This is a genomic window from Marimonas arenosa, assembly GCF_030848945.1.
In the GTDB taxonomy this organism is placed as follows: Bacteria; Pseudomonadota; Alphaproteobacteria; order Rhodobacterales; family Rhodobacteraceae; genus Marimonas; species Marimonas arenosa.
The window spans coordinates 46,645-72,051 of sequence record NZ_JANHAX010000006.1 but is presented as its reverse complement, the minus strand read 5'-3'; the positions used below and the strand labels follow the sequence as shown (position 1 = coordinate 72,051).

The 25,407-nt window shown below is 64.2% G+C and carries 28 protein-coding genes; 16 read left to right on the top strand and 12 right to left on the bottom strand.

All coding sequences use genetic code 11. The features are described 5' to 3' along the window. Positions 1 to 10 precede the first annotated feature (10 nt). The 4 genes from NO357_RS17350 to NO357_RS17335 all read left to right on the top strand — a co-directional run bounded on the left by NO357_RS17350 (position 11) and on the right by NO357_RS17335 (position 3,972). Positions 11 to 943 (top strand): dihydroneopterin aldolase, encoded by a 933-nt coding sequence (locus NO357_RS17350; protein ID WP_306736989.1) that lies wholly within the window; start codon positions 11 to 13, stop codon positions 941 to 943. 48 nt (positions 944 to 991) lie between these two features. Then, a complete protein-coding gene (gene folP, locus NO357_RS17345; RefSeq protein WP_376744403.1) occupies positions 992 to 1,993 on the top strand; it encodes a dihydropteroate synthase in 1,002 nt (333 codons plus the stop codon). Between the two features lie 4 nt (positions 1,994 to 1,997). Then, a complete protein-coding gene (gene glmM / locus NO357_RS17340) occupies positions 1,998 to 3,341 on the top strand; it encodes a phosphoglucosamine mutase (RefSeq protein WP_306736987.1) in 1,344 nt (447 codons plus the stop codon). 112 nt (positions 3,342 to 3,453) lie between these two features. Further along, positions 3,454 to 3,972 carry a hypothetical protein gene (locus tag NO357_RS17335; RefSeq protein WP_306736986.1) on the top strand — a complete coding sequence of 173 codons (519 nt, stop codon included), beginning with the start codon at positions 3,454 to 3,456 and terminating at the stop codon, positions 3,970 to 3,972. A 53-nt stretch (positions 3,973 to 4,025) separates the two neighbouring features. Here the strand turns inward: NO357_RS17335 and NO357_RS17330 are convergent, their stop codons facing one another. The 3 genes from NO357_RS17330 to ilvC form a co-directional block, all read right to left on the bottom strand. After that, complete coding sequence (locus NO357_RS17330; protein ID WP_306736985.1) at positions 4,026 to 4,943, bottom strand: DMT family transporter; 918 nt, start codon at positions 4,941 to 4,943, stop codon at positions 4,026 to 4,028. After that, the gene (locus tag NO357_RS17325; protein ID WP_306736984.1) at positions 4,940 to 5,359 is read right to left on the bottom strand and encodes a DUF5661 family protein; all 420 of its coding nucleotides are present in this window, start codon (positions 5,357 to 5,359) and stop codon (positions 4,940 to 4,942) included. Before NO357_RS17325 ends, NO357_RS17330 begins: the two co-directional genes overlap by 4 nt. 65 nt (positions 5,360 to 5,424) lie before the next feature. Beyond that, positions 5,425 to 6,447 carry a ketol-acid reductoisomerase gene (gene ilvC, locus NO357_RS17320; RefSeq protein ID WP_306736983.1) on the bottom strand — a complete coding sequence of 341 codons (1,023 nt, stop codon included), beginning with the start codon at positions 6,445 to 6,447 and terminating at the stop codon, positions 5,425 to 5,427. Positions 6,448 to 6,584: 137 nt separating this feature from the next. Here ilvC and NO357_RS17315 point away from each other — a divergent pair, with 137 nt between their 5' ends. Beyond that, positions 6,585 to 7,040, top strand: a complete 456-nt coding sequence (locus NO357_RS17315) for an Lrp/AsnC family transcriptional regulator (RefSeq protein WP_306736982.1) — start codon at positions 6,585 to 6,587, stop codon at positions 7,038 to 7,040. An 8-nt stretch (positions 7,041 to 7,048) separates the two neighbouring features. Continuing rightward, positions 7,049 to 7,507: an Lrp/AsnC family transcriptional regulator gene (locus tag NO357_RS17310; RefSeq protein WP_306737252.1), complete on the top strand. Its 459-nt coding sequence runs from the start codon at positions 7,049 to 7,051 to the stop codon at positions 7,505 to 7,507. Positions 7,508 to 7,523: 16 nt separating this feature from the next. Here the strand turns inward: NO357_RS17310 and NO357_RS17305 are convergent, their stop codons facing one another. Next, positions 7,524 to 8,612: a Hint domain-containing protein gene (locus tag NO357_RS17305; RefSeq protein WP_306736981.1), complete on the bottom strand. Its 1,089-nt coding sequence runs from the start codon at positions 8,610 to 8,612 to the stop codon at positions 7,524 to 7,526. A 194-nt stretch (positions 8,613 to 8,806) separates the two neighbouring features. On the opposite strand from NO357_RS17305, the gene NO357_RS17300 reads away from it, so the two are divergent. Continuing rightward, positions 8,807 to 9,934: an aminotransferase class V-fold PLP-dependent enzyme gene (locus NO357_RS17300; protein WP_306736980.1), complete on the top strand. Its 1,128-nt coding sequence runs from the start codon at positions 8,807 to 8,809 to the stop codon at positions 9,932 to 9,934. Positions 9,935 to 9,998: 64 nt separating this feature from the next. Here NO357_RS17300 and NO357_RS17295 read toward each other — a convergent pair whose 3' ends face one another. From NO357_RS17295 to NO357_RS17285, 3 genes are all read right to left on the bottom strand, one after another. Next, complete coding sequence (locus NO357_RS17295) at positions 9,999 to 11,201, bottom strand: UbiH/UbiF family hydroxylase (RefSeq protein ID WP_306736979.1); 1,203 nt, start codon at positions 11,199 to 11,201, stop codon at positions 9,999 to 10,001. Between the two features lie 74 nt (positions 11,202 to 11,275). Then, positions 11,276 to 11,494, bottom strand: coding sequence for a hypothetical protein (locus tag NO357_RS17290; RefSeq protein ID WP_306736977.1), 219 nt, complete (start codon positions 11,492 to 11,494; stop codon positions 11,276 to 11,278). A gap of 116 nt (positions 11,495 to 11,610) precedes the next feature. Next, a complete protein-coding gene (locus NO357_RS17285; protein ID WP_306736976.1) occupies positions 11,611 to 12,258 on the bottom strand; it encodes a pyrimidine 5'-nucleotidase in 648 nt (215 codons plus the stop codon). A 101-nt stretch (positions 12,259 to 12,359) separates the two neighbouring features. Between NO357_RS17285 and NO357_RS17280 the strand changes: the two genes are divergently transcribed. Then, on the top strand, positions 12,360 to 13,007 hold the full coding sequence (locus NO357_RS17280) for a GntR family transcriptional regulator (RefSeq protein ID WP_306736975.1): 648 nt from the start codon (positions 12,360 to 12,362) through the stop codon (positions 13,005 to 13,007). Here NO357_RS17280 and NO357_RS17275 read toward each other — a convergent pair. Together NO357_RS17275 and carA are read right to left on the bottom strand one after the other, a co-directional pair. Further along, complete coding sequence (locus tag NO357_RS17275; RefSeq protein WP_306736974.1) at positions 12,954 to 14,930, bottom strand: glycosyltransferase; 1,977 nt, start codon at positions 14,928 to 14,930, stop codon at positions 12,954 to 12,956. The genes NO357_RS17280 and NO357_RS17275 overlap by 54 nt on opposite strands. A 205-nt stretch (positions 14,931 to 15,135) precedes the next feature. Further along, entirely contained in the window at positions 15,136 to 16,296 is a 1,161-nt protein-coding gene (gene carA, locus NO357_RS17270; protein ID WP_306736973.1) for a glutamine-hydrolyzing carbamoyl-phosphate synthase small subunit, read from the bottom strand. A 168-nt stretch (positions 16,297 to 16,464) separates the two neighbouring features. On the opposite strand from carA, the gene NO357_RS17265 reads away from it, so the two are divergent. After that, positions 16,465 to 16,926 carry a GatB/YqeY domain-containing protein gene (locus tag NO357_RS17265; protein WP_306736972.1) on the top strand — a complete coding sequence of 154 codons (462 nt, stop codon included), beginning with the start codon at positions 16,465 to 16,467 and terminating at the stop codon, positions 16,924 to 16,926. 368 nt (positions 16,927 to 17,294) lie between these two features. Beyond that, a complete protein-coding gene (locus NO357_RS17260) occupies positions 17,295 to 19,577 on the top strand; it encodes a glycosyl hydrolase family 28-related protein (protein ID WP_306736971.1) in 2,283 nt (760 codons plus the stop codon). 70 nt (positions 19,578 to 19,647) lie between these two features. Here NO357_RS17260 and NO357_RS17255 read toward each other — a convergent pair whose 3' ends face one another. Beyond that, on the bottom strand, positions 19,648 to 20,325 hold the full coding sequence (locus NO357_RS17255) for a hypothetical protein (protein ID WP_306736970.1): 678 nt from the start codon (positions 20,323 to 20,325) through the stop codon (positions 19,648 to 19,650). 154 nt (positions 20,326 to 20,479) lie between these two features. Here NO357_RS17255 and NO357_RS17250 point away from each other — a divergent pair, with 154 nt between their 5' ends. The 5 genes from NO357_RS17250 (at position 20,480) to NO357_RS17230 (ending at position 22,949) form a co-directional block, all read left to right on the top strand. Further along, a complete protein-coding gene (locus NO357_RS17250; protein ID WP_306736969.1) occupies positions 20,480 to 20,800 on the top strand; it encodes an antibiotic biosynthesis monooxygenase family protein in 321 nt (106 codons plus the stop codon). Between the two features lie 84 nt (positions 20,801 to 20,884). Continuing rightward, positions 20,885 to 21,292, top strand: a complete 408-nt coding sequence (locus NO357_RS17245; protein ID WP_306736968.1) for a universal stress protein — start codon at positions 20,885 to 20,887, stop codon at positions 21,290 to 21,292. Between the two features lie 88 nt (positions 21,293 to 21,380). After that, positions 21,381 to 21,788 (top strand): universal stress protein, encoded by a 408-nt coding sequence (locus NO357_RS17240; RefSeq protein WP_306736967.1) that lies wholly within the window; start codon positions 21,381 to 21,383, stop codon positions 21,786 to 21,788. A 94-nt stretch (positions 21,789 to 21,882) separates the two neighbouring features. Continuing rightward, positions 21,883 to 22,260, top strand: coding sequence for a TFIIB-type zinc ribbon-containing protein (locus NO357_RS17235; RefSeq protein WP_306736965.1), 378 nt, complete (start codon positions 21,883 to 21,885; stop codon positions 22,258 to 22,260). Positions 22,261 to 22,340: 80 nt separating this feature from the next. Then, complete coding sequence (locus NO357_RS17230; RefSeq protein ID WP_306736964.1) at positions 22,341 to 22,949, top strand: rhodanese-like domain-containing protein; 609 nt, start codon at positions 22,341 to 22,343, stop codon at positions 22,947 to 22,949. Between the two features lie 3 nt (positions 22,950 to 22,952). Here the strand turns inward: NO357_RS17230 and NO357_RS17225 are convergent, their stop codons facing one another. Next, positions 22,953 to 23,438, bottom strand: coding sequence for a HugZ family pyridoxamine 5'-phosphate oxidase (locus NO357_RS17225; RefSeq protein ID WP_306736963.1), 486 nt, complete (start codon positions 23,436 to 23,438; stop codon positions 22,953 to 22,955). Positions 23,439 to 23,558: 120 nt separating this feature from the next. On the opposite strand from NO357_RS17225, the gene NO357_RS17220 reads away from it, so the two are divergent. Further along, the gene (locus tag NO357_RS17220) at positions 23,559 to 24,374 is read left to right on the top strand and encodes a sugar phosphate isomerase/epimerase family protein (protein WP_306736962.1); all 816 of its coding nucleotides are present in this window, start codon (positions 23,559 to 23,561) and stop codon (positions 24,372 to 24,374) included. A 160-nt stretch (positions 24,375 to 24,534) separates the two neighbouring features. On the opposite strand, the gene NO357_RS17215 is transcribed toward NO357_RS17220, so the two are convergent. After that, the gene (locus tag NO357_RS17215) at positions 24,535 to 25,200 is read right to left on the bottom strand and encodes an outer membrane protein (protein WP_306736961.1); all 666 of its coding nucleotides are present in this window, start codon (positions 25,198 to 25,200) and stop codon (positions 24,535 to 24,537) included. Positions 25,201 to 25,407: the final 207 nt, after the last annotated feature.

Sequence of the window (25,407 nt, the reverse complement as noted above, 5' to 3'; positions counted from 1 at the left end):
GGAGATGCGCATGAGCAATGAAATCGCCCTGGCTTTCGAGCATCCTGACGCGCGGTCGCGCGCCACGGGCGGTGACCATCCGCTCGACCGGATCTCGCTGCGCGACCATATTGTCGAGGTCGAGATCGGCGCCTTTCAGAAAGAACGCGGCACCACCCAGCGGGTCTGTTTCAATATCGTTGTCGAGGTGCGGCCCCTGGACACCCGGATCGACGACGATGTCGACCGCATCCTAAGCTACGACAAGGTGACCGAAGCGATCGCCATCGAACTGGCGGCCGAACGGCTGAACCTGCTCGAGACCCTGGCCGAACGCATCGCCGAGCGCATCCTGCTAGAGCCGCAGGCCGAGCGGGTGTTCGTGCGTATCGAGAAGCTCGATCGTGGCCCGGGTGCGCTCGGGGTCGAGATCGTGCGTTCCAAAGGCGATCCGGTGATCTTTACCGTCGCGCCGGCACCCGGCGAGGCTCCGCACCCGCAGGTGGTGTTTCTGTCGAACGCGGCGATTGCCTCACCGCACCTGACGGCGTGGCTCGACCAGCTCGAAAGGGGCGACGCGCCGGTGCTACTCTGCGTTGGGCCCGCCGATCTGCCGGTGCCTGAGACCGGCCATGCCATGACCCAGCGGCGCATCGACCTGCTGGCCATCGAACAAAACGCCTGGGTGCTGGCGGCACGTGATCCGCGTTGCGTGGTGGTGGAAACCCGGACCGAGTTCGAGTGGGCCATGAAACACGGTCAGATCTGCGTCTGGGCGCCGTCGAAAATCGTGCTCGACGCGGTCGAGGGTCCATCGGTGAAGGGCCGCGATGCGGTGGCGCTGGCGCTGTGGTTCGCCGGCCAGATGTCGGCAGCGTCGTTCCTTGTGATCGGCGAATCCCTGCCCAGCCCCGACTGTGACTTGCCCTGCCGCGCGGTGCCGGCCGACAGTGCAGCACTGTGATCGCTTGCCAAACCAGCGGTATTCACCCATTCAGCCATCATGACTGATTTGCGCTACTATCGCCCTTTGGTGCAGGCGGGCCGCGTGCGCCCCGAGGGCGCGCTGGTGCTGGCCGGCGGACCCTACTGGTTCGCCCAGGCCGAGGAGATCGCCCGCGATGGCGGCGGGCGGATCGTCGCCGCGGGCGACGTGCCGCGGGACTGGCAAAATCGTCTGACACGGCCGCGCGCGCCTGTGGCGGGGAAGACGATGGACCGGGCGCGGATCATGGGCATCCTGAATGTCACACCGGATAGTTTCTCGGACGGGGGCGATTTTTCCGAGGCGGATGCCGCCGTGGCGCAAGCGCGGCGGATGGTCAGCGAGGGCGCCGACATCATCGATGTCGGCGGCGAAAGCACCCGGCCGGGTGCCAGGACCGTGCCGGAGGCCGAGGAGATTGACCGCACCGCGCCGGTGATCGCAGCGATCCGCGAGGCGGTCGATGTAGGGGTGTCCATCGATACCCGCAAGCGCGGCGTGGCCAAGGCGGCCGCGGCCGCCGGGGCGGAGCTGGTCAACGATATCTCGGGCTTCACCTTCGACGTGGGTCTCGCGCCGTTCTGTGCCCAGTCCGGCCTGGCGGTCTGCGTGATGCATTCCCGGGGTAATCCCGAAACGATGCAGGACGATCCGCGATATGACGACGTGCTGCTGGATGTCTATGACTTTCTCGCGGGCCAGGTGGCGATGCTGGAAGAGCTTGGGCTGCCGCGCGACCGGATCGTGGTCGATCCCGGTATCGGTTTCGGTAAGACTGTGGCACACAACCTGACCCTGCTGCGGGGGATTGCCTTGTTTCACGGCCTCGGTTGCCCGGTTCTGCTGGGCGCCTCGCGCAAGGGGTTCATTGGCAAGCTAGGACATGCGCCCGAGGCGAAGGAGCGCGCGCCCGGATCGATTGCGGTAGGGCTTGCCGCGGTGGCGCAGGGGGTGCAAATTCTGAGGGTTCACGACGTGGCCGCGACGGCACAGGCCCTGGCGCTGTGGCGGGCCGTGGAGAAGGGGTGAGGCGATGACACGCAAGCTTTTCGGAACGGACGGGGTGCGCGGCACTGCCAATTCCCATCCGATGACCGCCGAGATGGCGCTGAGGATCGGTGCCGCGGTGGGACGGTACTTCCGCCGCGACACTTCGGTCGCCCACCGGGTGGTGATCGGTAAGGACACCCGGTTGTCGGGCTACATGTTCGAGAACGCCCTGACCGCGGGACTGACCAGCACCGGTATGAACGTGCTGCTTCTGGGCCCGGTGCCGACGCCGGCCGTGGGGCTGCTGACGCCGTCGATGCGGGCCGATCTGGGGGTGATGATCTCGGCCAGCCACAACCCCGCCCGTGACAACGGTATCAAGTTTTTCGGGCCCGATGGATTTAAGCTTTCTGATGAGGCCGAGCTCGAAATCGAAAAACTGATCGAAGGGGGCGTCGAGCCGGTGCAGGCCGAAAACATCGGCCGCGCCAAGCGGATCGACGATGGCCGGTTCCGCTATGTCGAGCGGGTGAAATCGACCTTTCCGCAGGGTATGCGGCTCGACGGTATCAAGGTGGTGGTCGATTGCGCCAACGGTGCGGCCTATCGTGCGGCACCCGAGGTTTTGTGGGAACTGGGGGCCGAGGTTATCCCGGTCGGCGTGGCGCCCGATGGTTCTAATATCAACCTCGATTGCGGCTCGACCAAGCCCCGGGTCGCCGCCGAGACGGTTGTCAGCCACGGCGCTGACCTTGGCATCTGCTTGGATGGCGATGCCGACCGGGTAATCCTGATCGACGAGACAGGACAGGTGGCCGACGGGGACCAGATCATGGCGCTGCTGGCGGCGCGCTGGGCAGCGGAAGGCCGGCTTGCCGGCGGCGCGCTGGTGGCCACGGTGATGAGCAATCTCGGCCTGGAGCGGTTCCTCGAGGGCCGGGGGCTGCGGCTGGAACGTACCGGGGTGGGCGACCGCTATGTGGTAGAGCGGATGCGCGCCGGCGGGTTCAACCTGGGCGGCGAACAGTCCGGCCACATCGTGATGACCGACTATGCCACGACCGGCGACGGGTTGATGGCGGCGCTGCAATTCCTGGCCGAGATGGTGCGCACCGATCACAGGGCCTCGGAGCTGGTGCACAGCTTCGAAAAGGTGCCGCAGCTTCTGAAGAACGTGCGTTATGGCGACGGCCAGACGCCACTGGACGAAGCGGCGGTGCAGGCCGCGATCGCGGATGCCGAGGCCCGGCTTGATGGCAAGGGGCGGCTCTTGATCCGCAAATCGGGCACCGAGCCGTTGATCCGAGTGATGGCGGAATGCGAGGACGAGGGCTTGCTGACCGCGGCGGTTGACCAGGTGGTGGCGGCGGTCGAAGCCTCGGTCTGATCTTCCATAAAAACGGACAGGCTGGCAGTTTTTCGGTCTGTTGTGACGACACGCCGAATACCGCGTCGCGTTCATGTGTGGTAAAATTAAAAAATATGAAAGGAAGAGAGCCATGAAAAAGCTTTTTCAAAGCATTCTCGCCTTCGCGGTTGTTGCTGTGGTCGCCGCGATGTCTCCGGGAGCGGCGCTGGCTGACATGAGTGCCCAGCTGTTGTCACCGTGGGACGGAAAAAAGGTGCCCGCGGGACAGCAATGCCGCCTGTTTGGCGGCAATGGATCGACGCCGCCGATGGTGGTCTCGGGTATCCCGGCAGGGGCGGTCTGGATCATCGCCGAGTTCAACGACAAGTCTTATTCGCCACTATCCTCGAAAGGCGGGCACGGCATCGTCGCATGGCCGGTGAAGGGATCGAAAACCAAGCTGTTCGCGGTGCCTGGCATGAAGTCGAGGCTGCCCGGCGGCGCACGTCTGGTTAAGGCGGCGCGCAGCACCGGAAAATACGCCTCGGACGGTTACCTGCCGCCCTGTTCCGGCGGGCGTGGAAACCGGTATGCGGTCGATCTCAAAGCAGTGGATGCCAAGGGCAAGATCCTGGCGAAGATCAGTAACTTCGCCATCGGGCGGTACTGAGCGCGCGGGCGCAGAGCGGCGGCCCGTCGGGGCGGGTTTCCACCTGTCGTCGTTCAGCCCTCGGCGGCGAAGAGCCGTCGGAGGGCGCCGTATTGGCTGAGCCCGACGCCAGCGAGTATGAGGCCCATCGCCCAGAGCAGGCTCCCGGGCAGGGGGTCGGCGAGAAAAACCGCGCCGAACAGTACGGCAAAAAGCGGCACCAGATAGTTCGTCAGGCTCATGAACACAGGCCCGGCGCTGCGGATCGTCAGGATGCGCAAGAGGTTTGCGCCGGCAGTCGGCACCAACCCAAGCAGAGCGAGGATCAGCAGGCCCTGCGCCCCGGGATTGGCCGGTGCACCGTGCACGAGAGCGGCCAGCGGTAAGACCAGAAGAACTCCGAAACCCAAGGTCGCGAAAGTCAGCCCGAAGGCGTCGATAGGGGGCAGGCGACGGATCATGATCGAACTCAGCGCGTAGCAGAAGGCTGCGGCAAGACAGGCCAGCCGGCCCCATCCCTCCTTGCCTTCGCCAGCGGCGGTCAGTGCTTCGGGCCCCATCAGCAACACCACGCCACCAAATCCGAGCAGGAACCCCAGCACCCGGCGCGGTGTCATCCGCTCGCCCGGGACCATCACATGCGCCATCGGCAGCACGAAGAGCGCCACCGTGGCCATGCTGACGCCGGCAAAGGCCGAGCTGACATGCAACTGGCCCCAGCTGAGGAACAGGAAAGGCAAGGCCGAGGAAAGAAGCGACACCACAATCAGCCTTGGCCAGTCGGTGGCCGAGGTGGTGAACATCCGTGCGCCGCGCATGCGCCACACACCCCACGTCAGCGCGCAGGCAAAACCGATCCGGGCAGCGGCCACCCAGAACGGTGCGGTGGTTCTGAGCGCGAGGTTCTGAAACAGGAAGGTCCCGCCCCAGACAAGACCCAGGGTCAGGACCATCAGCCAGCTTTTTCCGTCGATGGTCGGCGTATAACTCACCCGGTGTCCAGGGCTGCGCGCGCCGCTTCGAGCGCTTTCGCCTTTTTCGCCGCCCGTTCAGTGTTGCCCGCCTTTTCCGCCGCGTCGCGCTCCATCTCCAGCTCCATCACGGTCAGGCGCCGGTAATAGTCGGTCCCTTCCTTCAGATGGGCCAGCACGATGAGCCCGGTCAGAACCGGGTGGTTGCAGGTGACATTGGCGTCGTCGAAGGCCAGCCCGTGTTCCAACTCGACCTCGAGCGCCTGGCGGAATTCGTCCAGCGGCAGATCCAGGGTTTCGCCACCGACCACGTCGCGCAGGATCCGCGCCTCTGCCTCGGTCACCTCGATGTCCTTGCGGCCCGACCAGTCGCTCAGGCCCAGTTCCTTGCAGGCGTCGCTGACATCCTTGTCGGTCACGTAAGCGTATTTTGGCATGAGAACCTCTTGGAACAGCAGATTGAAAGGTGGGCCGGACTCGCATCCGGCCCACCGCCATTCAATCAGTTCTTGTCCTTGTCGACCAGCTTGCCGGCGCCGATCCAGGGCATCATGTCGCGCAGTTTCTTGCCCACTTCTTCGATCTGGTGGGCGTCGTTGTTGCGGCGGATGGCCTTGAACGACGGCTGGCCAACGGCGCATTCCTGCATCCAGTCGCGCACGAAGCGGCCCTGCTGGATATCGTCGAGAACAGCCTTCATCCGCGCCTTGGTCTCTTCATAGGGCAGGATCCGCGGGCCGCTGACATATTCACCAAACTCGGCGGTGTTCGAGATCGAGTAGTTCATGTTGGCGATGCCGCCTTCATAGATCAGATCGACGATCAGCTTCACTTCGTGCAGGCACTCGAAATAGGCCATTTCCGGGGCGTAACCGGCTTCCACCAGGGTTTCGAAGCCCATGCGGATCAGCTCGACCAGGCCACCGCACAGAACGGTCTGTTCGCCGAAGAGGTCGGTTTCGCACTCTTCCTTGAAGTCGGTTTCGATGATGCCCGAGCGGCCGCCACCGATCGCCGAGCAGTAGCTGAGGCCAATTTCCAGCGCCTTGCCGGTGGCGTCCTGATGCACAGCCACGAGGCAGGGCACACCGCCACCCTTGACGTATTCGCCGCGCACGGTGTGGCCCGGGCCTTTCGGCGCCATCATGATTACGTCGACGCCGGCGGGCGCCTCGATCAGGCCGAAATGCACATTGAGGCCGTGGGCAAAGGCAATCGCGGCGCCGTCACGGATGTGGTCCTTGACGTATTTGTTCCAGGTGTCGGCCTGAAGCTCGTCGGGCATGGTGAACATCATCAGGTCGCACCAGGCGGCGGCTTCCGAGATGCCCATGACCTGCAGGCCTTCGCTTTCGGCCTTCTTGGCGCTGGGCGAGCCTTCACGAAGGGCGACGACCACGTTCTTGGCGCCCGAGTCGCGCAGATTCAGCGCGTGGGCGTGGCCCTGGCTGCCATAGCCCAGGATGGCCACTTTCTTGTCCTTGATCAGGTTGATGTCGCAATCGCGATCGTAATAGACGCGCATGTTGGCGTTCCTTCCGGTTGGGTTTGTCTCTGGCGGGCACCATACCGGCAATGAATGGAGTTTTCTTCCGGATGTTGTTGAGTTGTCGAAAAATGTGAAATAACTATTCATGAATAGCCGAAAGTATCGGAATTATCATGCTCGATGACACCGACCGTCGCATCCTGCGCCACCTTCAGGCCGAGCCCGGTCTCAGTAATGCCGAGCTGGCGGAGCGCTGCGGGTTGGCGCCGGCCAGTTGCTGGCGGCGGGTCGAAAAGACGCAGGCGGCAGGCATCATCCTGGGCCAAGAGGCGGTGATCGACTGGCAGCGCCTGGGTTACTCGGTCGAGGTCAGCCTGCGCATCACGCTCGACAAGACCCAGCCGCGGGCCTTCGACGAGTTTATCGCTGCCGCGCGGGAGGTGCCCGAGGTGCTGGAGGTCCAGACCTTTCTCGGTCGTGTCGATACCCGTCTGTCGGTGATCGCGCGCGATATGGGGCACTATCAGCAGATCTATCGCAGCCGTATTCTCACCCTGCCGCATATCGCCGATATCGAAGCGCTGATGCATGTCGCCCGGATCAAGAGCGACGAGGTGTTGCCGGTATGAGCGAAAGCGTGATCGAACTGGACGAAACTGACCGCGAGATCCTTCGGGCGCTGTCGCGTGACGCCACGCTGAGCGCCGGTGCGCTGGGCCGCAAGCTGGGCCTGTCGCAGCCGCAGGCCTGGCGGCGGGTGAACCGGCTGACCGAAGCAGGCGTGATCCGGCGGCGGCGGCTGAAGCTCGACAAGGAGAAGCTGGGCTTTGGGGTAACGGTGTTCCTGGGGGTGAAGCTGGCCACCAAGGGGCGGGTGTCGCTTGAAGATTTCGAGCGCGCCGTTTCGGCTATTCCCGAAGTGCAGACGGTCGAGCATGTGCTGGGGCTTTACGACTATCGGTTGCGTATCGTCGCCCGTGACATCCCCGATTTCGAACGGGTCCTGCGCCGGCGGATCATGACTCTGCCGGGCGCCGGTGACGTCGAGGCCAACGTGCTGCTGAGCGAAGAGCGGTTGGAGGGGCCGATCGGCTGAGCCGAAACGTCTTGGATCAGGCCGATTTCAGCAGCGCATCGGCCTCGTAGGCCTTGAGCGTATACCGGCTGAGCGGACCCGGGCAATCGGCGGATTCGAGCTCTGGGAACAGCGCCACGATCTCGTCGCGCTCGTGGTCAGGCACGTGTTTCAGTGTCTGCTTGCCGGGAAACAGGCTTTCGGAAGGACAGGCTTCGGCAAAGACGATCTGGTGCGTGTCGAGTAGGAAATGCCAATACTCCACCTCGCCGCCGGGCACGATGCGGATACTGCGGTCGTTAACCAGGTGTTTCGCCGCGACCAGCACTTGGTCCTGGCCGAACAGCAGCTCGGCCCGGGCGCCAGTCAGCATCATGCGGTGGTTTTGAGATACCCAGAGGTCGCGCAAATTGCCCAGGGCTCCGGCCCTGATCCGCACAGGGGCGTTGGCACCGATGGCCGGCGCCGCGCTGCCGCCGATCCAGCGGATCGGCTGCGGGCCGGCGTCGAGCGTGCACACCAGATCGCCTTCCCTCAGGGTTTCGATGGCCTGCGGGCCGGTCGGCGTTTCAATCAGCGTGCCGCGGGCAAAACAGATTGTGGCCAGGATGTTGAGGTCGCTGGAGAAAAGGCCGTCGGATACTTCGCTCCCGCTGATGCTGCCATCGCCGTCGAGGTCGATATCTTCGTTGGTCGGCACCTCGTAGGGGCCGTTCTGGCTGGCCAACGCCTCGAGGATATTCACCCCGGCCACGAGTGCCACTTCATCCAGAACCGGCGCGCCCGCGTCCGACGAGGTCAATCCCGAGGCATCGAACTCGAGGTACCGGTCGCCCATGTTGTTGCGGCCGGTGTCGATGTCTGCGGTGCCGGAATACGTGTAGAGCGGGATGTCGTTGTAGTAATCCGAGGCATTGTCATAGACGATGATCCCGGTGATCACCGAATTGTCGTTGAGCGAGCCGTCCGGATTGGCGTTCGTGACTTGGAACACAACGATATCATCCGCCTCGAAGACGGCCTCACCATCGTGGATCATAAACTCGCCACCGCCGGAGGCGTTCGAGTTGGTCTGGGGATCACCAATAATACTGAAACCGTTCAACAAAAGCGTTGTGTCGGCCATGTCTGCTCTGCTTGCCGGGTATCCCGGTCTGGTTGTTTCACCTGCCTTTCAGTTATCTTAACCGATCCTTACCCGTTGGCGAGAGATTTCAGGGGATTGTTTCCGCGCCTGTGACAATTCTACCCGCGTTTTCGATTGAAACCCCTGCGCCGGTCGGGTGAGATGCGGGGGCTTGCGTGAATGAGGAGAGAGAGATGTCTGCCCTGCTCGATACCGTCGATCCCGACGGCCTTCTGGAGTTTTCGGTGGTGTTCACCGACCGCTCGCTGAACCACATGTCCGCAGCTTTCCAGCAGGTGATGCGCGACATCTCGGCCATGCTGAAAGAGGTCTACATGGCCGATGGCGTGGCGCTTGTGCCGGGTGGCGGCACCTATGGCATGGAGGCGGTGGCGCGCCAGTTCGGCCACGATGCGCACGCCATGATCGTGCGCAACGGCTGGTTCTCGTATCGCTGGAGCCAGATTTTCGAGGCGGGTGACTTCCCCCGCGAAACCACGGTGTTCAAGGCCCGCCAGACCGGCAACGACGCCCGCGCGCCGTTTGCGCCGGCGCCGGTCGAAGAGGTCGTGTCGGCTATTCGCGAGGCGAAGCCGGACGTGGTCTTCGCGCCGCATGTCGAAACTTCGGCCGGGCTGATCCTGCCCGATGATTATGTCACCGCGCTGGCCACGGCGGCACATGAGGTGGGCGCGCTTATGGTGCTCGACTGCATCGCGTCTGGCGCGGTCTGGGTCGACATGAAGGCGACCGGTGTCGACGTGCTGATCTCGGCGCCGCAGAAGGGCTGGTCTGCCTCGCCCTCGGCCGGGCTGGTTATGATGTCGGACCGGGCGCTGGAACGGTTGGAGGGCACGGTGTCTGACAGTTTCGCGCTGGATCTTAAGAAATGGCGCTCAATCATGCAGGCTTATGAGGAGGGCGGCCACGCCTACCACGCCACTATGCCGACGGACGCGTTGCGTGCCTTCCGTGACACCATGCTCGAGACCCGTGACTACGGCTTCGAAAAGCTGCGCGACGCGCAATGGGCTCTGGGCGATGGCGTCCGGACAATGCTGGCCGCGCGCGGCGTGAAATCGGTCGCCGCCGAGGGCTTCGGCGCGCCGGGCGTGGTGGTCAGCTATACCGACGACCCGGGCATCCAGAACGGCAGCAAGTTTGCCGCCCTGGGCATGCAGATCGCCGCCGGGGTGCCGTTGGCCTGTGACGAACCCGAGGGGTTCTCGACCTTCCGGTTGGGACTGTTCGGGCTCGACAAGCTCTATGATGTGCCGGCGACGCTCGGACGGCTGGAGGCGGTGCTCGACAAGGTTCTGTGACCTCACGTGCGGCCGCCCCGTGACGGGCAAGCCTCGCAAGGCCGGCCCCAACGATGGGCGAGCGCTACCCGCGCGCGCCCAAGCCCAGCTGCATCATGGTCTTGCGTACGGCGGGAAGTGAATAAATCGCGTTCAGTCCGGCTGCGCGCAGGTCGCGCAGCGGCCGCGCCTCGATCATCGAGGCGCGATTAAGAAGGTCGATCCCCTTGACGCGGGCCAGCACCTCCAAGTGGCGCCGGCGGTGATAGGTTTCGAGCATCTCGCGGTCGCCCAGCCGCTCGGGTGCGGCTTGGGCGAGGTCCAGCAGCACCCGCATGTCGCCCAGCGACATGTTGAGCCCTTGCGCCCCGATCGGCGGAACCACATGTGCGGCTTCGGCCACAAGCGCCAAGCGCTCGCCATTCATCCGTTCGGCCACCTGGCTGATGATCGGCCAGACCGTGCGGCGCGAGGCCAGCGTCAGCGGGCCGTAGAGCCCGCAGGACCGTTCGTTCATCGCCGCTTCGAATGCCGGCACGTCGAGAGCGGCCAGTCGCTGCACCTCGGGCCCGCGTTCCATCCAGACGATGGCGGAAGAGGGCAGGCCGCCCCAATCGGGCAACGGCACCAGCGTGAAGGGCCCGCCCGAGCGGTGAATTTCGGTCGAGACGTTGTCGTGCGGGATCGGGTGGGTGACCGCGAAGGCCAGCGCCTTCTGGCCGTAGCGGGTTGTTTTTACGCCGATTCCGGCGGCCGCGCGCATCGGCGAGTTGCGCCCGTCGGCGGCGACGACCAGCCGGGTGCGGACGATCTCGCCGTCACTGAGCGTGACACGGGCCTCGGCCTCGCGGGTGAACAGGGACGTCGTTGCGGTGCCCGGGCGGAAATCGACATTGGCCAGTTCGTTGAGCCGCGCAACCATCTCTCGGCGCAGCAGCCAGTTTGGCAGGTTCCAGCCGAAGGGTTTGTCGGAAATATCCGAAGCGTCGAAATCCTTGGTAATACGCGGCTCGGGTGTTTCGCCGCCGGCATCGACGATGCGCATGATCTGCAGACCGGCGGCATGCGGCGCCAGGCGGTCCCACAATCCGGCGAACTCCAGAAGCTGCTGGGCGGGCTGCAGGAAGGCAGTGGTGCGCAGGTCGGAGCCTTCGGCGTCACGCTCGGTGACCGGCGGGGCGGGATCGACGCAGAGGACCGAGAAGCCGGCGCTTCCGAACACCGCCGCGGCGGTGAGCCCGGCGACGCCGCCGCCGGACACGAGAATGTCAACTTCGTGGGTGGTCATGACAGGAGGCCTCCTGCGCGCACCCTAGAACCCGGAGGCAGGAAATGCCAAGCGACATCCTGCCCCGGACGGGTTCAGCCCCGCGCGATCGTGATCAGCAGCAGGTACATCAGCGGCGTGAACGCCACCGCCGGGATGTAGAGGCCGGGCACGCCCCATTTGAAGATCGATACCCCCCAGGCGACCAGAAGCACCAATACGGTGAAAATGAGCTTCACCGCCGCGCCGGTTTCGCCTTTGTCTCCGTTGATGTGGCTGTGCAGGTCGGTGGACTGGGTATCGGCTAGGGTCACGGAGGACTCTCTCTGTTGATGTTTCGTTGCGGCGGGTAATTAACATTCGGATTTTCGAATTAAAGGTGCAGATTGCCGCAGCGCGACGCTTTGACCGTTTTGAAATCATTGGAAAATCAGTCGGTCAGCCGGGCGATGAACGCGGACAGGTCGACGGTATGGTGGTGCACGTGATCGGACTCGTCGGCTTCTGGAGCGACGTGGACGGTGCGCATGCCCATCGCGTGCGGTACTGCGAGGTTTCGCGAGTCGTCCTCGAACATGGCGCCTTTCTCGGGATCGAGGCTGTCACGTTCGAAAACCCGCGCGAAGGCGCGGGCGTTGGGCTTGGGGTGGAAATCGGCATGTTCCACGCCGTAGATCGCATCGAACACGCCGGCCAATCCCCGCGCGGCCACCACTCGTTCGGCATAGGGAGCGCAGCCGTTGGTATAGACGATCTTGCGGCCGGGAAGGGCTGCGATGCCACGGCGCAGCGTCTCGTCGGGCTCGAGATGATCGAGCGAGATGTCGTGCACGTCCGTCAGGTAGGGGGCGGGATCGACCCCATGTTCCTGCATTAGCCCAGCGAGCGTCGTGCCGTAGGTCTTCCAGTAATGTTTGCGCAGGTGGTTCGCCCGATCCCGTTCGACGCCGAGCGCATCCATCACGTATTGCGTCATCTTCACTTCGATCTGGTCGAACAGGCGCGCCTGCGGCGGATAGAGCGTGTTGTCGAGGTCGAAGACCCAATAGGCGACGTGGTTGAAGAGATCTTTCGGCATGTTGAATAGCTAATCATTGGTGCGACGGTGTGCAACGGCATGCGGGGTTGAAGCGGGGGCGATTAAAGGCTCTATTCGGAGCGGGATAAAGAGGGAAAGACATGACCGAGGCGAAATCCGCCCAGAAGGATGCCTATTCGCTGCTGTTGGAAGCCATCGACCTGGGAGAATTCAAACCGGGCGATCGGCTTGTCGAAAGCGACTTGGCCGAGCGCTTCGGAGTCAGCCGCACGCCGATCCGCGAGGCGCTGCAGAGGCTCGAGACGCAGCAGTTGCTGACCCGCGACGGGCGCAGCCTGATCGTGGCCTCGCTGGATCACAACCAACTGGCGGAGCTTTACGTGGTGCGGGCCGAGCTTGAAGGGCTGGCGGCTCGGCTGGCCGCGAAACACGCTACAGAAGAAGAGGTGCGGGTGTTGCGCGACATGGTCGAGGAAGACCGGGCGCTGGTGGATGACCCCGAGGCTTTGGCGCGGGCCAACCGGCGATTCCACCGACAGCTGCATCTGGCTTCGCACAACCGGTTTCTGGTGCAGCAGCTCAATCTCGTGCACCAGTCGATGGCGTTGATGGCGACGACGTCGCTGGCCGTCGAGGGGCGTAGCGAAACCGCGCTGGCCGAACATGATGCGATCGTCTCGGCTATCGAGGCGCACGACGAAGAGGCGGCGCAGGCGGCGCTCAAGGATCACATTTCAAAGGCGTTCGTGACCCGGCTCAAGCTTGACGCGGCGGGAGCGGAAGGCTAGCGCCACCGGCGCGCCGCGACGCGAGCGAAAGGCCGGGAGCTCCGCCTCTGGCTTGGCCGGAACCTTGCGGCGGTGCAGCGAATGGCCGTGCTGGGTCTTGTCCCAGTAGAACGGCACCACGATGAGTTCGTAGAGCGCCTTGTAAGCGGCAACCGCGCCCAGCGGATAATAGAAATGCAGTGTCGGCACCCAGGGCAGCAGGTGCCGGTGTTTGCGGCCGGCCACGGCGGTGGCGTTGATCAGGATGGTGATCACCTCGACCATCAGGAACAGTAGCCCGAAATTCACCAGCCACTGCCGCGGCAGAAGCGGATCGAGCGGGTGGGGAAGGCCCAACAACACCAGCCAGAACGACCACAGGAAGGGCGCCAGCACGAATTGCGACAGCGCGGTGACGAAATGCGCCTGAAAGCCCCAGAACCTGCGATGGCCCATCTGGCGGTAGAAGGTCAGCGGGCGGCGCATGTGGACGAGGTAGGTGACCATGTAACCCTTGAGCCAGCGCGAGCGTTGCCGGATCCAGGGCCAGAAGCGGCAGTTGGCTTCTTCACCGGTGGTGGTCGGGATGACCTCGGTCCGGTAGCCGTGGCGCGCCAGCCGGAAACCGAGATCGGCGTCTTCGGTGACGTTGTGGGCATCCCAACCGCCCATCTCTTCCAGCACGTCGCGGCGGAAGAAACAGGTCGTGCCTCCCAGCGGGATGGCCAGCCCAAGCCGTTCCATCCCCGGCAGGATCAGCCGGAACCAGGCGGCGTATTCCACGCTAAAGCAGCGCGCCAGCCAGTTCTGCCGGCTGTTGTAATAATCGAGAACCCCCTGAAGACAGGCGACATCGCTCGGCGCTTGCGCAAAACGTTCGACGACGCGGGTGATCTGGTCGGGGTCGGGGGCATCCTCGGCGTCCCAAATGCCGACGATGTCGCCGTCGCAAAAATCGAGCCCATAGTTCATCGCCCGCGGCTTGGTCTTGGGCTGTCCCTCCGGTACCTCGACCACGCGCATCCAGGGCGGCAGGGTGCAAGCTGCGATGGTGTCGCGCGTGAGGTGGTCATTCTCTTCCAGTACCAGCACGACGTCGAGCAACGGCTTGGGATAAGTGAGCCGCGAAAGCCGGGCAATCAGGTGCCGGGCGATTTCGGTTTCCTTGAAGAGCGGCACTAGCACGGACACGCGGGGCAGGTCGGTGACGGTCTCGGGCGGGGGTGAGCCGATGGCGAGCGTTTCCGGCGCCGGGTCGGACATGCGTGCGACATAGGCCGCGAGCCGAAGCCCCGCGGCAACGATCAAGGTGAAGGCGGCCCACAGCGACAGGGCGGCGAAAACCAACACCGGCTGGGCCCAGGTCAGCCCCATCAGCATGATCAGGGCGACAATCGTGAGGCCGAGCCGTCGGCGCTGCGACCTTCCCCAACCGCGGCAGCTTTCGCCGGCGGGCACCCGGGCCGAGGCCCGAGCGGTCAGCGTCGCGCGGTGCTGCCGGGCGAGTGCGGCCTGGATATCGCTGGCCGGGGCGAAGGCCAGTTCGGCCCGGGGGGCGTCCTCGCCCAGGATCGACAGGACATGGGTAAAATCCTCGACCCGTGAGGCGGCGATCACCAGCGTGTCGTCGATCCGCCGCCATGGCAGGACACTGTGATTGAGGCAGAGGCGGAGCGGTACGGTATCCGCGAGGCCGGGATCGGGCGGATCGGTCGCAAGATCGGCCCGCGGCAACCCATGAAAGCGCGATAACGCGGTGGCCACCTGGTGGGCCGTGAGCAGCCCTTCTGAGATCAGGATGCGGTCGAGCGAGCTGCGCGAGCGGACCTGGATGTTGCGCGCCGCGAGCAGCGCCCGCGCCGAGACCAGGTCTGCCTTGAGCAGAAAGCTGCTGAAATCGTCACTCGGACACTCCAGCTCCGGCTGATGCCGAACCTGATGCATTGTCTATCCTAACCCTTACCGCGCCTATTGAACTGGCGCTGTCTCAAGGATCAAGATTTCGTTGACAGGGTTAATTTTCCGTTAAAACCTATTGAAATCTTTGGCTTCCGGGCCGGGTTTTGGTTAACAGCCGGTTAACACTCTGCGGTCGATATCCGGTTTCCCCGAGATTCATACACGGGTTACCCCCGGGGTTCTCAACGGTTCAGGCCAAGCGTTTTTCCATCTCGGCGGCGAACCGTTCGAACAGATAGAAGCTGTCCTGCGGGCCGGGACTGGCTTCGGGGTGGTATTGAACCGAATAGACCGGGCGGTCCGCCATCGCGATACCGCAATTGCTACCGTCAAAAAGTGAAACATGTGTTTCCTTGACGCCCGCCGGCAGGGTCTGGCTATCGACGGCGAAGCCGTGGTTCATCGAGGTGATCTCGACCTTGCCGGTTTCCAGATCCTTCACGGGATGGTTGGCGCCGTGGTGGCCGTGGTTCATCTTGACCGTCTTGGCGCCCAGCGCCAGCGCCAGCATCTGGTGGCCGAGGCAGATGCCGAAAACCGGAAGGTCGGTGGTGTCGAGGATCTGTTGAATCATCGGCACGGCATACGCGCCGGTCGCCGCTGGGTCGCCGGGGCCGTTCGATAGGAACACGCCGTCGGGATCGTGCGCCAGCACCTCTTCGGCAGTGGCTGTGGCGGGCAGCACGGTGACGTCACAGCCGACCGAGGCAAGACAGCGCAGGATATTGCGTTTGGCGCCGTAATCGAGCGCCACGACCTTGAACCGTGGAGCCTCCTGCCGGACGTAGCCTTCGGGCCAGGCCCAGCGCATCTCGTCCCAGCGGTAGGACTGGGCGCAGGTCACGTCCTTGGCCAGGTCCATGCCTTCGAGCCCGGCAAAACCGCGGGCCTTGGCCACCAGCGCGGCGATGTCGAACCGGCCTTCCGGGTCGTGCGCCAGCGCGACATGCGGAGCGCCCTGCTGGCGGATGGCGCGGGTCAGCCGCCGGGTATCGACCCCGCCGATGGCGATCCGCCCGCGCGCGGCGAGCCAATCGGCCAGCCGTTCGGAGGCGCGCCAGTTCGACGGTTCGGTTGGGTCCCATTTGACCACCATGCCCTCGGCCACCGGGTTGACGGTTTCGTCGTCGTCGGGGTTGACGCCGACGTTGCCGATATGCGGGAAGGTGAAGGTCACGACCTGACCGGCATAGGACGGATCGGTCATGATTTCCTGATAGCCGGTCATCGCGGTGTTGAAGCAGAGCTCGGCGGTGGTTTCCCCGACCGCGCCGAATCCGTGGCCGTAGAACAGCGTGCCATCGGCCAGGGCCAGGCAGGCGGTGGGATGCGGTTGGGTGTCGAGCGCCATGCGAGTCTCTCCGGGGACAAATTGGCGGGAACCTAGTGGTGCGGCGGCATGGGGTCAAGGGACATTCCAGCCATGAAAACAAGGGGCACGGGCGGAACGCGAAAGCTTGCATATGTCAGCGCTAACCATTAAGGGTCAGGGTTCATCTAAGCCCAAGGGGATGGGACCATGGAACTGAGAGAACGCGTGTCCGCGGCGCTGAAACAGGCGATGAAGGACAAGGCGGCCGACCGGCTGTCGACGCTGCGCCTGATCAATGCCGCGATTAAGGATCGCGACATTGCGGCGCGCGGCGAAGGCAACGACGAGGGCGTCGGCGACGGCGAGGTGCTGGCCATCCTCGGCAAGATGGTGAAGCAACGTCAGGAAAGTGCGCGCGCCTACGAGGAGGGCGGTCGGCTCGACCTGGCCGAACGCGAGCTCGGCGAGATAACGGTGATCGAGGAATTCCTGCCACGTCAGTTGTCGGAGGACGAGGTCGAGAAGGCGGTGGACGCCGCGATCACCGAGACCGAGGCGAGCTCGATCCGCGACATGGGCAAGGTTATGGGCACGTTGAAATCCCAGTATACCGGCCAGATGGATTTCGGCACCGTCGGACCGATGGTGAAGGACCGACTGAGCGGCTGAGGCAATACGGCGCGGGCGCCTGGCCGATCCCGGCAGACGCTCTCCAATCCAGGATCGGTTGACGGTTAACGGCACCGCACGGTGCCGACATCCGAGTATGGCCGCCTGGCCGGCAGGTTGGCTGGCCCCCGTCTGGCACCGTTTCCTAACAACCGGTGAATGAACGCGCCGCGCGGTGGTGTTGCGCGCGGCCCGTGATAACCGTGCGCCGGGCGCTGGGCACCGTCACGGTGGTCTCAGGCCACGTTAACCAAGCCTTGATACCTCCCTTTCCTGCGCCCGGGCTCGGCGGCCTGGCCCGCGAGAGATGTCTTCACAGCAACCAGCATCCGGCTGCGCGCCGCGCGGGGATGTGGAAAGGAAATTGGATGAACAAGGCAATTACCGATGGTGTGGTCTTCATGCCGCCCGCCTTTGCGAACGGGCTCGATGTCTGGTCGAGTGGTGACGGCACGCCGGGATCGGATACCTACGAGAACGCGGTCAACGCCGCCCTGGTGCCGGCGGATCAGGATTTCGGCGGCTGCCTGGAGTTGCAGAAGGTCGAGACCACGCAGAAGCTGCGCTACATGGGGGAAACGCCGTTGCTGCCGGGCTGTTACCTGCGGGTCACCGCGAAGGTGAAGGCGGTGAGCGGCAACCTGCCCGCGGTCCGCGTCGCCGGATGGGCCGGTGGCGCCGGGGGTGTGCATGTCAACGGGCTCACCGAGGTCGGACCGAGCACGGCGCTGACGCAGTATGGCGAGGTGGTCGAGGTGAGTGCCATCGTCGGGCCGGGACTGCGTGGCGGCGTCGACATGGTCTGGGGGCGCGAGCCGCTTTACGGTCATTTCGGGCTCGACCTGACGGGCGCCACCGGCGGCGTGGTGCGAATCGACGATATCGTGATCGAGGACATCACGTCGGTTTTTCTGCGTGACATGATGGCCTGGGTCGACGTGCGCGACTATGGCGCCGTGGGTGACGGCGTGACCGATGACCTGGCCGCCTTCGAAGCCGCCGATGCCGATGCCGCGGGGCGGATGGTGATGGTGTCGGCCGGCACCTATTTCCTGGGCGACAACATGACCTTCGAGAACGAGGTGCAGTTCGAGGGGACCGTCACTATGCCCGACGCGGCGATCCTGGGGCTGACCCGGAACTACGATCTGCCGGCTTATGTCGACGCCTTCGGAAACGAGGAACTGGCCTTCAAGAAGGCGTTTCAGGCGCTGTTGAACGGGGTCGGCCACGAATCGCTCGACATGGGCGGGTTGCGGGTCGACGTGACGGCGCCGATCGACATGCAGGCGGCGGTGCCCAACCGCTCCACCTATGCCACCCGCCGGGTGATCCGAAATGGCCAATTTGAGGCCAAGGGTGACACCGTCTGGGACAATGACGTGGTGACCAGCCAGGCGACCTATTCCGTCAACGACCCCAAGAAGCTGACCGGCGTGGTCAACATCGCCAACATCCCGGTCGGCGCACGGGTCGAGGCCACCGGCGTCGGTCGCGAGGTCTATGTCCGGTCGGTCAACCTGGCGACCCAGGAACTGGAACTGAACCGCGAGTTCTATGATGCCGATGGCACCCAGACCTTCACCTTCACCCGGTTCAAGTACCTGCTGGATTTCTCGGGCTTCGACCGGATCGACAAGATGGTGCTGGCGGATATCGAGTTCCAATGCAACGGCAAGTCGAGCGGCCTCTGCCTGTCGCCGGCGGGGGTGAGTTTCGCGATCCGCGACTGTTTCTTCACCGCGCCGCAATACCGCGCCATCACCAGCCCGGGCGAGGGGTGCCAGGGTCTGCTGGTCGACCGTTGCCAGTTCCTGTCTAACGAGAACACGGTGAATGCCCAGGACCGGGTGTCGATCGTGCTCAACACCGCCGGCAACGACATTAAGCTGCGCGACAACCGCGCCACCCGGTTCCGGCATTTCGCTGTGATCGGCGGCACCAGTTCGGTCATTACCGGCAACCATTTTTTCCAGGGCGACAATTCGGGGCAGGGTCTGCGCACGGCCGGGATCGTCTTTGCCGGGGCCAACACCCGCGCGACGGTGACCGGCAACTATGTCGACAATTGCTTCATTGAGTGGACCAACGAATACGACAGCGACCCGGCCTTCGCTTCCGAGCTGTCGTTCAGTCAGCTCAACATTTCCGACAACGTGTTCCTGTGCAGCCATACGGTGCCGTGGTTTTCGTTCGTCGTGGTCAAGCCCTATGGCGCCGGGCACTACGTCAACCACATGAACGTGACCGGCAACAGTTTCCGTTCGATCGGCGGCAATATCGAGCGGGTCGAGCGGGTCGATACCAGTTTTGCCGATCTCGACCATGCCAAGATGAAAAACATCACCTTCGCCGGCAACATGTACAAGCTGATCGACACGGCAACTGAAAACCCGCTGCTGCTGAACCATTCCGAAGCCGGCGAGACGCAGGTCTGGTCGATCGACGGGGCGCCGTTTCTGCCGTTCGGCGGCCGGGCCAAGAACGTGGAGACGGTGCAACCGATCGGAGCGATCCGCAACGGCGCGAACCAGATCAACCGTGACCAGCCCTTCGTCAACGTCGAGCGCGGGGCCAACAATGACCGGATCGAGATCCACTGGAGCGAGGCCGTCCGCGGAGAGGTGGCGGTGAAGATCCGCATGGACTGAGCCCGTCGATGCCGATGGGGAAAGGGCTGGCCCGGGGGCGGGCCCTTTTCTCGTGCGAAACGGGCAGGACTCAGAACTCGCGCCAGAGCCCCAGTTTCAACCCGTAGTCCGTGTCGCCCACGATGCCGGCGGTCAGCCCCAGTTCGACATGCGCTTTCCGTCCCAGTTTCACCGCCACCGACGGCGCGGCGCGGATGAAGGAGGGGTCGCCCTGGCTGACCCCGGTCTGCACTTGCAGGATCGACTTCAGCCGTGCCCCGTGGTTGAGGCCCAGCGTGAAATCGGCCTTGAGGTCCACCCGCCCGCTGTCGAGCCGGAACTCGGCCACGGTTTCAAGCGACAACCACCCTGTGCTGCCGCTTCGCCGGGTGATCCCCCGTCCCCAAGAGAGTCCGGGCCGGACCGTTGGCTCGCCGGCGATTTGACCGAGCCCGAGCTCGGCCGCGACGACATGGCCGCGGCCCATCTCGGGCAGCGACTTGCGCAGGAACACCACCGCCTTGCCGGAGCCGGAAATGCCGTGGCCGATATCGAAGCCGGCGGTGAGACGCCGGCCGAGGCCGTATTCGATGTAGGTGGTGGAATAGACCGAATAGGGCCCCGCCCAGCCCGGTCCGGATATCCGCGAGGTGGCCGACAGGAATCCTTCCTTCCTGTCCCGCGGCCAGGCCCCGGCCGCGACCGGACCAGCGAGCGCCGCGAAAAGCGCGGCCATCAGGGCGATCAGTCGTGTGATTTGGCCGAGCATGCGCTTGCACCCGTTACGGACCCGAGGCGGCAAGTATTGGATAAACAAGGTAAACAGCGGGTTAACGTCGGCATGGCGCAGTCCACCAAGATGTTTTGACGCCATCGGGAATTGCGCTAACCTTCCGACACAGCACAGCTTCGGGAGGTGAGGAATGCCGACAATTGCCAAGGACAACAGCTATCAGACGGTGATCACCACCTTCGAGATGACGCCGGGCACGGCGCAGGACCTGATGGAGGCCCTGACCGACGCCTATGCCAATTTCATCTCGAAACAGCCGGGCTTCATCGGGGCCGGCCTGCATATCAACGATGCGCAGACCCGGATCGCCAATTACTCGCAATGGGAGCGGCGCGAAGATTTCCAGGCCATGCTGCGCAGTCCCGAAATGCGCGCCCGCAACCGCAAGTTCGCGGAATTGTGCAAAAATTTCGAACCAGTTATGTATGACGTGGTCGAGGCCTTCGGCTGAGCGCTGCCGGATGCTGACATGAATCAAAGCGGGGAGCTTCGGTCTGCGCGATGATTTCGCTAACACATCCAAAGGAGAAACCTGATGTACATGAACATACTGGTGCCGGTGTCCTTCGACGAGGAACGCGACGCGCAGCAGGCCATTGACGTAGCTCGGAAGCTGGCCGGGGAGGGTGCCCATATCACGCTGTTGCACGTGATCGAGCAGGTGCCATCCTATGCCACCACTTTCGCTTCGCAGAACTACATGGAAGAGGCCAAGAAGGCGGTGCGGGAGCAGCTCAACAAGTTGATCGAGGGCATTCCCAATGCCGAAGGGGCGGTGGTCGAGGGCCATTCCGGCCGCTCGATCCTCGACTATGCCGCCGAGAAATGGAGCGATTGCATCGTCATCGCGTCGCATCGCCCGGGGTTGCAGGACTATTTCCTGGGCTCGACGGCGGCGCATGTGGTGCGCCACGCCGGTTGCGCGGTGCACGTGGTGCGCTGAGCCAAGTGTGACAGAAGGGTGCCTGCCGGGGCGGTATTCTGCACCGGGAGGAGAAGAGTTTGCACGCAATTCTGAAGGGAGGACACGCATGTACAAGAACATTTTGGTGCCGATTGCGGCCGATCACGACCCGCATACCGGTGCGGCATTGAACATCGCCCGGGCACTGGCCGACGAGGGCGCGAAGATCACCGCGCTGACGGTGGTCGAGCAGATGCCGGGCTATATCCTGAACCAGCTGCCCGAAGGCCAGATGGAGACGACCAAGGCCGAGGTCGAGGCCGGGCTCAAGGCCGATCTCGGCGGTGTCGCCGACGTCAAAGCCGTTGTGGTCGAGGGCCATTCGGCGCGCACCATTCTCGACTACGCCGAGGAGCAGGGCATCGATTGCATCGTCATGGCCTCGCACCGGCCCGACATCACCGACTATTTCCTCGGTTCGACCGCGGCGCGGGTGGTGCGGCACGCCAAATGCGCCGTGCATGTGATGCGCTAGACGGCGCGGCCGGAGCGGAAACCCGCCGCAATCGGTTGCGGCGGCGGGACCGGCTTCCCATATCGCGGGGGAGCAACAAAGGAGGTCCCCCCGCATGAAATGCCCGATCGACGGTGAAACCCTGGTAATGACCGAACGCCATGGGGTGGAGATCGATTACTGCCCGAAATGCCGGGGCGTCTGGCTCGACCGGGGGGAGCTCGACAAGATCATCGACAAGGCCGCGGGAGCGATGGCGCTGCCGGATCCCGAGCCCGAACCGGTTGCCCCGCCGCCGCCGGAGCGCGAACCGGCACCGCAACCGCAGGTTTGGCAGGAGCCGTATGGCGGCGACAGGATCCCACATGAGCAAAAACCCGAACGTGATGAGAAATATTCCCGCGGGCGGCGCTATCCGGACGACGATGATTATCGGTTCCGCAAACGCAAGAAACGCAAGTCGATCCTGTCGGAGATTTTCGATTTCGACTGAGGCGCGGCGGGGCGTCCCATTCCATGGCGTGGTCTCATGGGTCAGACTGGAGGCATCCGCAACCTGAGGGAGCCACCCGAATGCGCCGACTTTTGTTTTTCGTTTCCGCCCTGCTGGCGGTGCCCGCAATGTCCCTGCCGGTCTTGGCCGGTGAGCCGGTCGGAATCACCAAGGACGTGACGTCGGTGACGGTGGAGACTGAGGGCGGGCCGGTGGAGATCGCCCGCGAGCAGGACAACGCAGCCGTGATCACTGGCGAATTCGCACGCACTTCGCGGCCTTGTCCGCCGTTCTGTGTCCAGCCGATGACACCGGCCGAAGGGGTGACGACGATCGGTGAGCTGGAGTTGCTCGAGGCGCTAAAGGACCCTGCGGTGCGGGTGATCGACAGCCGGGTGCCCAAGCATTTCGAAACCGGCACGATCCCGGGGGCCGTGAACATCCCCTATACAGAAATGGCCGACCGGCTGGGCGAACTGGGCTGCGAGCTTGATTTCGACGGTTATGACTGCCCGGCCGATCAGGTGCCCACCATTGCGCTGTTTTGCAACGGCCCGTGGTGCGGTCAGTCGCCGGCGGCGATCCGGCGGATCGTCAAGGCGGGATATCCGGCCGAGAAAATCCGCTATTACCGCCAGGGCATGCAGGGCTGGCGCATGCTGGGGCTGACGGTGGCCGGTGGCGAGTGATCCTCAGGCCAGGTCGTCCGGTGCGAGCCGGTAGGCCTTGCCGAAACCGCCGTTCAGCAGTCCGTCCTGCACCGTGAAGCGGACCAGGCGGAAATCGCCAAAATCGATATAGAGCGCCGCCTTCGGGCGCTGCTCGAGGTAGTGCGTGCGCAGAGCCGCATGCTCCGGGCCGCTCGGGTCGAGGAAGCGGGCGGTGCAGTGCAGCGTCAGACGCGGGTGGGTCAGCGGATCGCCCTTGTCGCCCGGCTCGCCCACCAGCAGGGCGCAGGCCGGGTTCGACTGAAGCGCGGCGAAATGCGTGGCGAGCGCCGAGATCAGCGTCACCGGTGCACCGTCGAGCGCGGTGGCCAGCGCCACGCGGGTAACCGTGGGTCCGCCGGTTTCAGGCCGCAGCGCTGCCAGTGCCGCAAAACGCGCCTCGACGATCAGGCGGCGGGCCTTGGTGCGGGCGGCGTCATCGGCGGGCTGGAACGGGTCGGGGCGGGGCATGCGGCTGTCCTTCGCGGTTGCTCCCTGCGATGTGGCGCCGCGACGGCTTGAAGACAAGGGCATTGCGCTTGCGCGGCGGCAGGGCCTGGCCCAGAATGGCGGCGTAAGGGGAGAGGCCAGATGACAGATTTACCCGTGATCGGCGCGCAGCTTTCGGTGTTGGATCTCGACCGCCACCGCGACTGGCTGTTCGAGAAGAACCGAGACCTGGAGCTGCCGGAATTCTGCATGGCGGACATCCTGAAGACCCCCGGGCCGTTCATCGACATGGCAAAACAGAAGCTCGACGGCTGGACCGGACGGCTGGGAATTCACGGGCCTTTCGCGGGGTTCGAGCTCAATGTGAAGGACAAGGAGATCCGCGCCGTGGTGCAGGCCCGGCTGGAGGCTGCGCTGGACGTTTGCCAGCAACTCTCGGCGCGGCAGATGGTGATCCATTCGCCCTACGATCCGTGGGATGCGCACAACCTCGACAACGGACCGAAGGATCGGGAGAAATCGATTTCCGCCATTCTCGACACGCTGGCCCCGGCGCTGGAGCGGGCCGAAAACCAAGGCGTCGAGATGGTGCTGGAGAACATCAAGGATACCGATCCGGCGTTGCGGCGGAAGGTGGTCGAGGCGGCGGATACGCTCGCGCTGCGGCTGTCGGTCGACACGGGTCATGCGGAATGGGCGCATGTCTCGGCCGGCGCGCCGCCGGTGGACCGGTTCATCCAGGACGCCGGCGAATTGCTGAGCCATGTCCATTTGCAGGACGCCGACGGCTATGCCGACCGGCACTGGGTGCTGGGCGAGGGGAGCACGAATTTCCATTCCATTTTCATGGCACTGGCCGATCTTGACGTGAAGCCGCACCTGATCGTGGAGATCAACGATTTTTCCCGCGTGCCGGAGAGCGTGGCCTATCTGAAGCGTCTGGGATTGGGGGAGTGACGTGAACCCGACACGCCGAACAGGGCACACCTGAATTGCGGCCCTTGCCAAAGGCGTTCTTCGACAATCCGGCGGACACCGCTTTCGGGCCGGAAACCCAACCCCTTTCGCAACTCCCTCTAGCGACCATGTGGCACCGGGCGCCGCATGGCCAAACAGTCTAGAAGTTGAACCGGACGCCGACGCGCAGGGCGTGCTGGTTCACGTCAACCGGCATGGTGATGGCGGGGAAGGCTGGTGCCAGGGTCCCGTTTGCCGTGCCGAAATCGGTGTAGCGGTATTCGGCGCGCAACGCCGTATTGGGCGCGATTTCGAAGTCCATACCGATGCCTGCGGTCCAGCCGTTGAGCCGTTCGCTGTATCCGCCGCCCGGCGGAACTGGAACAGACGGACCGCCCAGGAAGTCAAATTCGCCAACTGCCCAGCCGGCCGTGGCATAATAGAGTGCTGGGTTGCCGCCCATGTTGCCGGCAAAGCCGAGAACACCGCGCAGCGAGCCTTGCCAATTACCGGTCACGAAGCCTTGCGAGGTGGTGCCGGTTGTATTGATGTAGCTGCCCTCGAAGTTCGACGTTTCAATGTCGATCTCGCCGCCCCAGACCATATTGCCGTTCTGCACGGCGTATCCGAGGAAGCCGCCGGCCAGCAGGCCGCGGGGCTCGGAATTGCCGGGAGGGGCCCCGTTGCTGAAGCTGTGGTCTGCATTGCCCATACCGTAGCCGAGCGTCACACCGCCGTAGAGTCCGCTCCAATCCTGCGCCATTGCGGCGGCGGGAAGCGCAATTGCGGCTGTTGTAGCGAAGAGAAAAGATTTCCACCTAAACATGTCACTCCTCCTTCTGATGGACCGCGCCGGATTCAGCCATCTTTCTTCACGCGGCCTTGAAAAACAGTATCATTCTACACCTTTGTTCGCGGAGCCTCCCTGACCGAGGTCAACCGTGACGGTTAACGGCGGATTCCCGCCATTGGGGTGTTCAGGTGTCGCAGCGCGTGTGGTGGTGCGCGAGGCGGGGTGGAGCGCTGGCTTACG

What these genes read in the sequence shown, in the direction of transcription:
- NO357_RS17350 (WP_306736989.1), top strand. Translation starts at nt 11, where the DNA reads ATGAGCAATGAAATCGCCCTGGCTTTCGAGCATCCTGACGCGCGGTCG.
- glmM (WP_306736987.1), top strand. Translation starts at nt 1,998, where the DNA reads ATGACACGCAAGCTTTTCGGAACGGACGGGGTGCGCGGCACTGCCAAT.
- NO357_RS17335 (WP_306736986.1), top strand. Translation starts at nt 3,454, where the DNA reads ATGAAAAAGCTTTTTCAAAGCATTCTCGCCTTCGCGGTTGTTGCTGTG.
- NO357_RS17325 (WP_306736984.1), bottom strand. Translation starts at nt 5,359, where the DNA reads ATGCCAAAATACGCTTACGTGACCGACAAGGATGTCAGCGACGCCTGC.
- ilvC (WP_306736983.1), bottom strand. Translation starts at nt 6,447, where the DNA reads ATGCGCGTCTATTACGATCGCGATTGCGACATCAACCTGATCAAGGAC.
- NO357_RS17315 (WP_306736982.1), top strand. Translation starts at nt 6,585, where the DNA reads ATGCTCGATGACACCGACCGTCGCATCCTGCGCCACCTTCAGGCCGAG.
- NO357_RS17305 (WP_306736981.1), bottom strand. Translation starts at nt 8,612, where the DNA reads ATGGCCGACACAACGCTTTTGTTGAACGGTTTCAGTATTATTGGTGAT.
- NO357_RS17300 (WP_306736980.1), top strand. Translation starts at nt 8,807, where the DNA reads ATGTCTGCCCTGCTCGATACCGTCGATCCCGACGGCCTTCTGGAGTTT.
- NO357_RS17295 (WP_306736979.1), bottom strand. Translation starts at nt 11,201, where the DNA reads ATGACCACCCACGAAGTTGACATTCTCGTGTCCGGCGGCGGCGTCGCC.
- NO357_RS17285 (WP_306736976.1), bottom strand. Translation starts at nt 12,258, where the DNA reads ATGCCGAAAGATCTCTTCAACCACGTCGCCTATTGGGTCTTCGACCTC.
- NO357_RS17280 (WP_306736975.1), top strand. Translation starts at nt 12,360, where the DNA reads ATGACCGAGGCGAAATCCGCCCAGAAGGATGCCTATTCGCTGCTGTTG.
- NO357_RS17275 (WP_306736974.1), bottom strand. Translation starts at nt 14,930, where the DNA reads ATGCATCAGGTTCGGCATCAGCCGGAGCTGGAGTGTCCGAGTGACGAT.
- carA (WP_306736973.1), bottom strand. Translation starts at nt 16,296, where the DNA reads ATGGCGCTCGACACCCAACCGCATCCCACCGCCTGCCTGGCCCTGGCC.
- NO357_RS17265 (WP_306736972.1), top strand. Translation starts at nt 16,465, where the DNA reads ATGGAACTGAGAGAACGCGTGTCCGCGGCGCTGAAACAGGCGATGAAG.
- NO357_RS17260 (WP_306736971.1), top strand. Translation starts at nt 17,295, where the DNA reads ATGAACAAGGCAATTACCGATGGTGTGGTCTTCATGCCGCCCGCCTTT.
- NO357_RS17255 (WP_306736970.1), bottom strand. Translation starts at nt 20,325, where the DNA reads ATGCTCGGCCAAATCACACGACTGATCGCCCTGATGGCCGCGCTTTTC.
- NO357_RS17250 (WP_306736969.1), top strand. Translation starts at nt 20,480, where the DNA reads ATGCCGACAATTGCCAAGGACAACAGCTATCAGACGGTGATCACCACC.
- NO357_RS17245 (WP_306736968.1), top strand. Translation starts at nt 20,885, where the DNA reads ATGTACATGAACATACTGGTGCCGGTGTCCTTCGACGAGGAACGCGAC.
- NO357_RS17240 (WP_306736967.1), top strand. Translation starts at nt 21,381, where the DNA reads ATGTACAAGAACATTTTGGTGCCGATTGCGGCCGATCACGACCCGCAT.
- NO357_RS17235 (WP_306736965.1), top strand. Translation starts at nt 21,883, where the DNA reads ATGAAATGCCCGATCGACGGTGAAACCCTGGTAATGACCGAACGCCAT.
- NO357_RS17230 (WP_306736964.1), top strand. Translation starts at nt 22,341, where the DNA reads ATGCGCCGACTTTTGTTTTTCGTTTCCGCCCTGCTGGCGGTGCCCGCA.
- NO357_RS17225 (WP_306736963.1), bottom strand. Translation starts at nt 23,438, where the DNA reads ATGCCCCGCCCCGACCCGTTCCAGCCCGCCGATGACGCCGCCCGCACC.
- NO357_RS17220 (WP_306736962.1), top strand. Translation starts at nt 23,559, where the DNA reads ATGACAGATTTACCCGTGATCGGCGCGCAGCTTTCGGTGTTGGATCTC.
- NO357_RS17215 (WP_306736961.1), bottom strand. Translation starts at nt 25,200, where the DNA reads ATGTTTAGGTGGAAATCTTTTCTCTTCGCTACAACAGCCGCAATTGCG.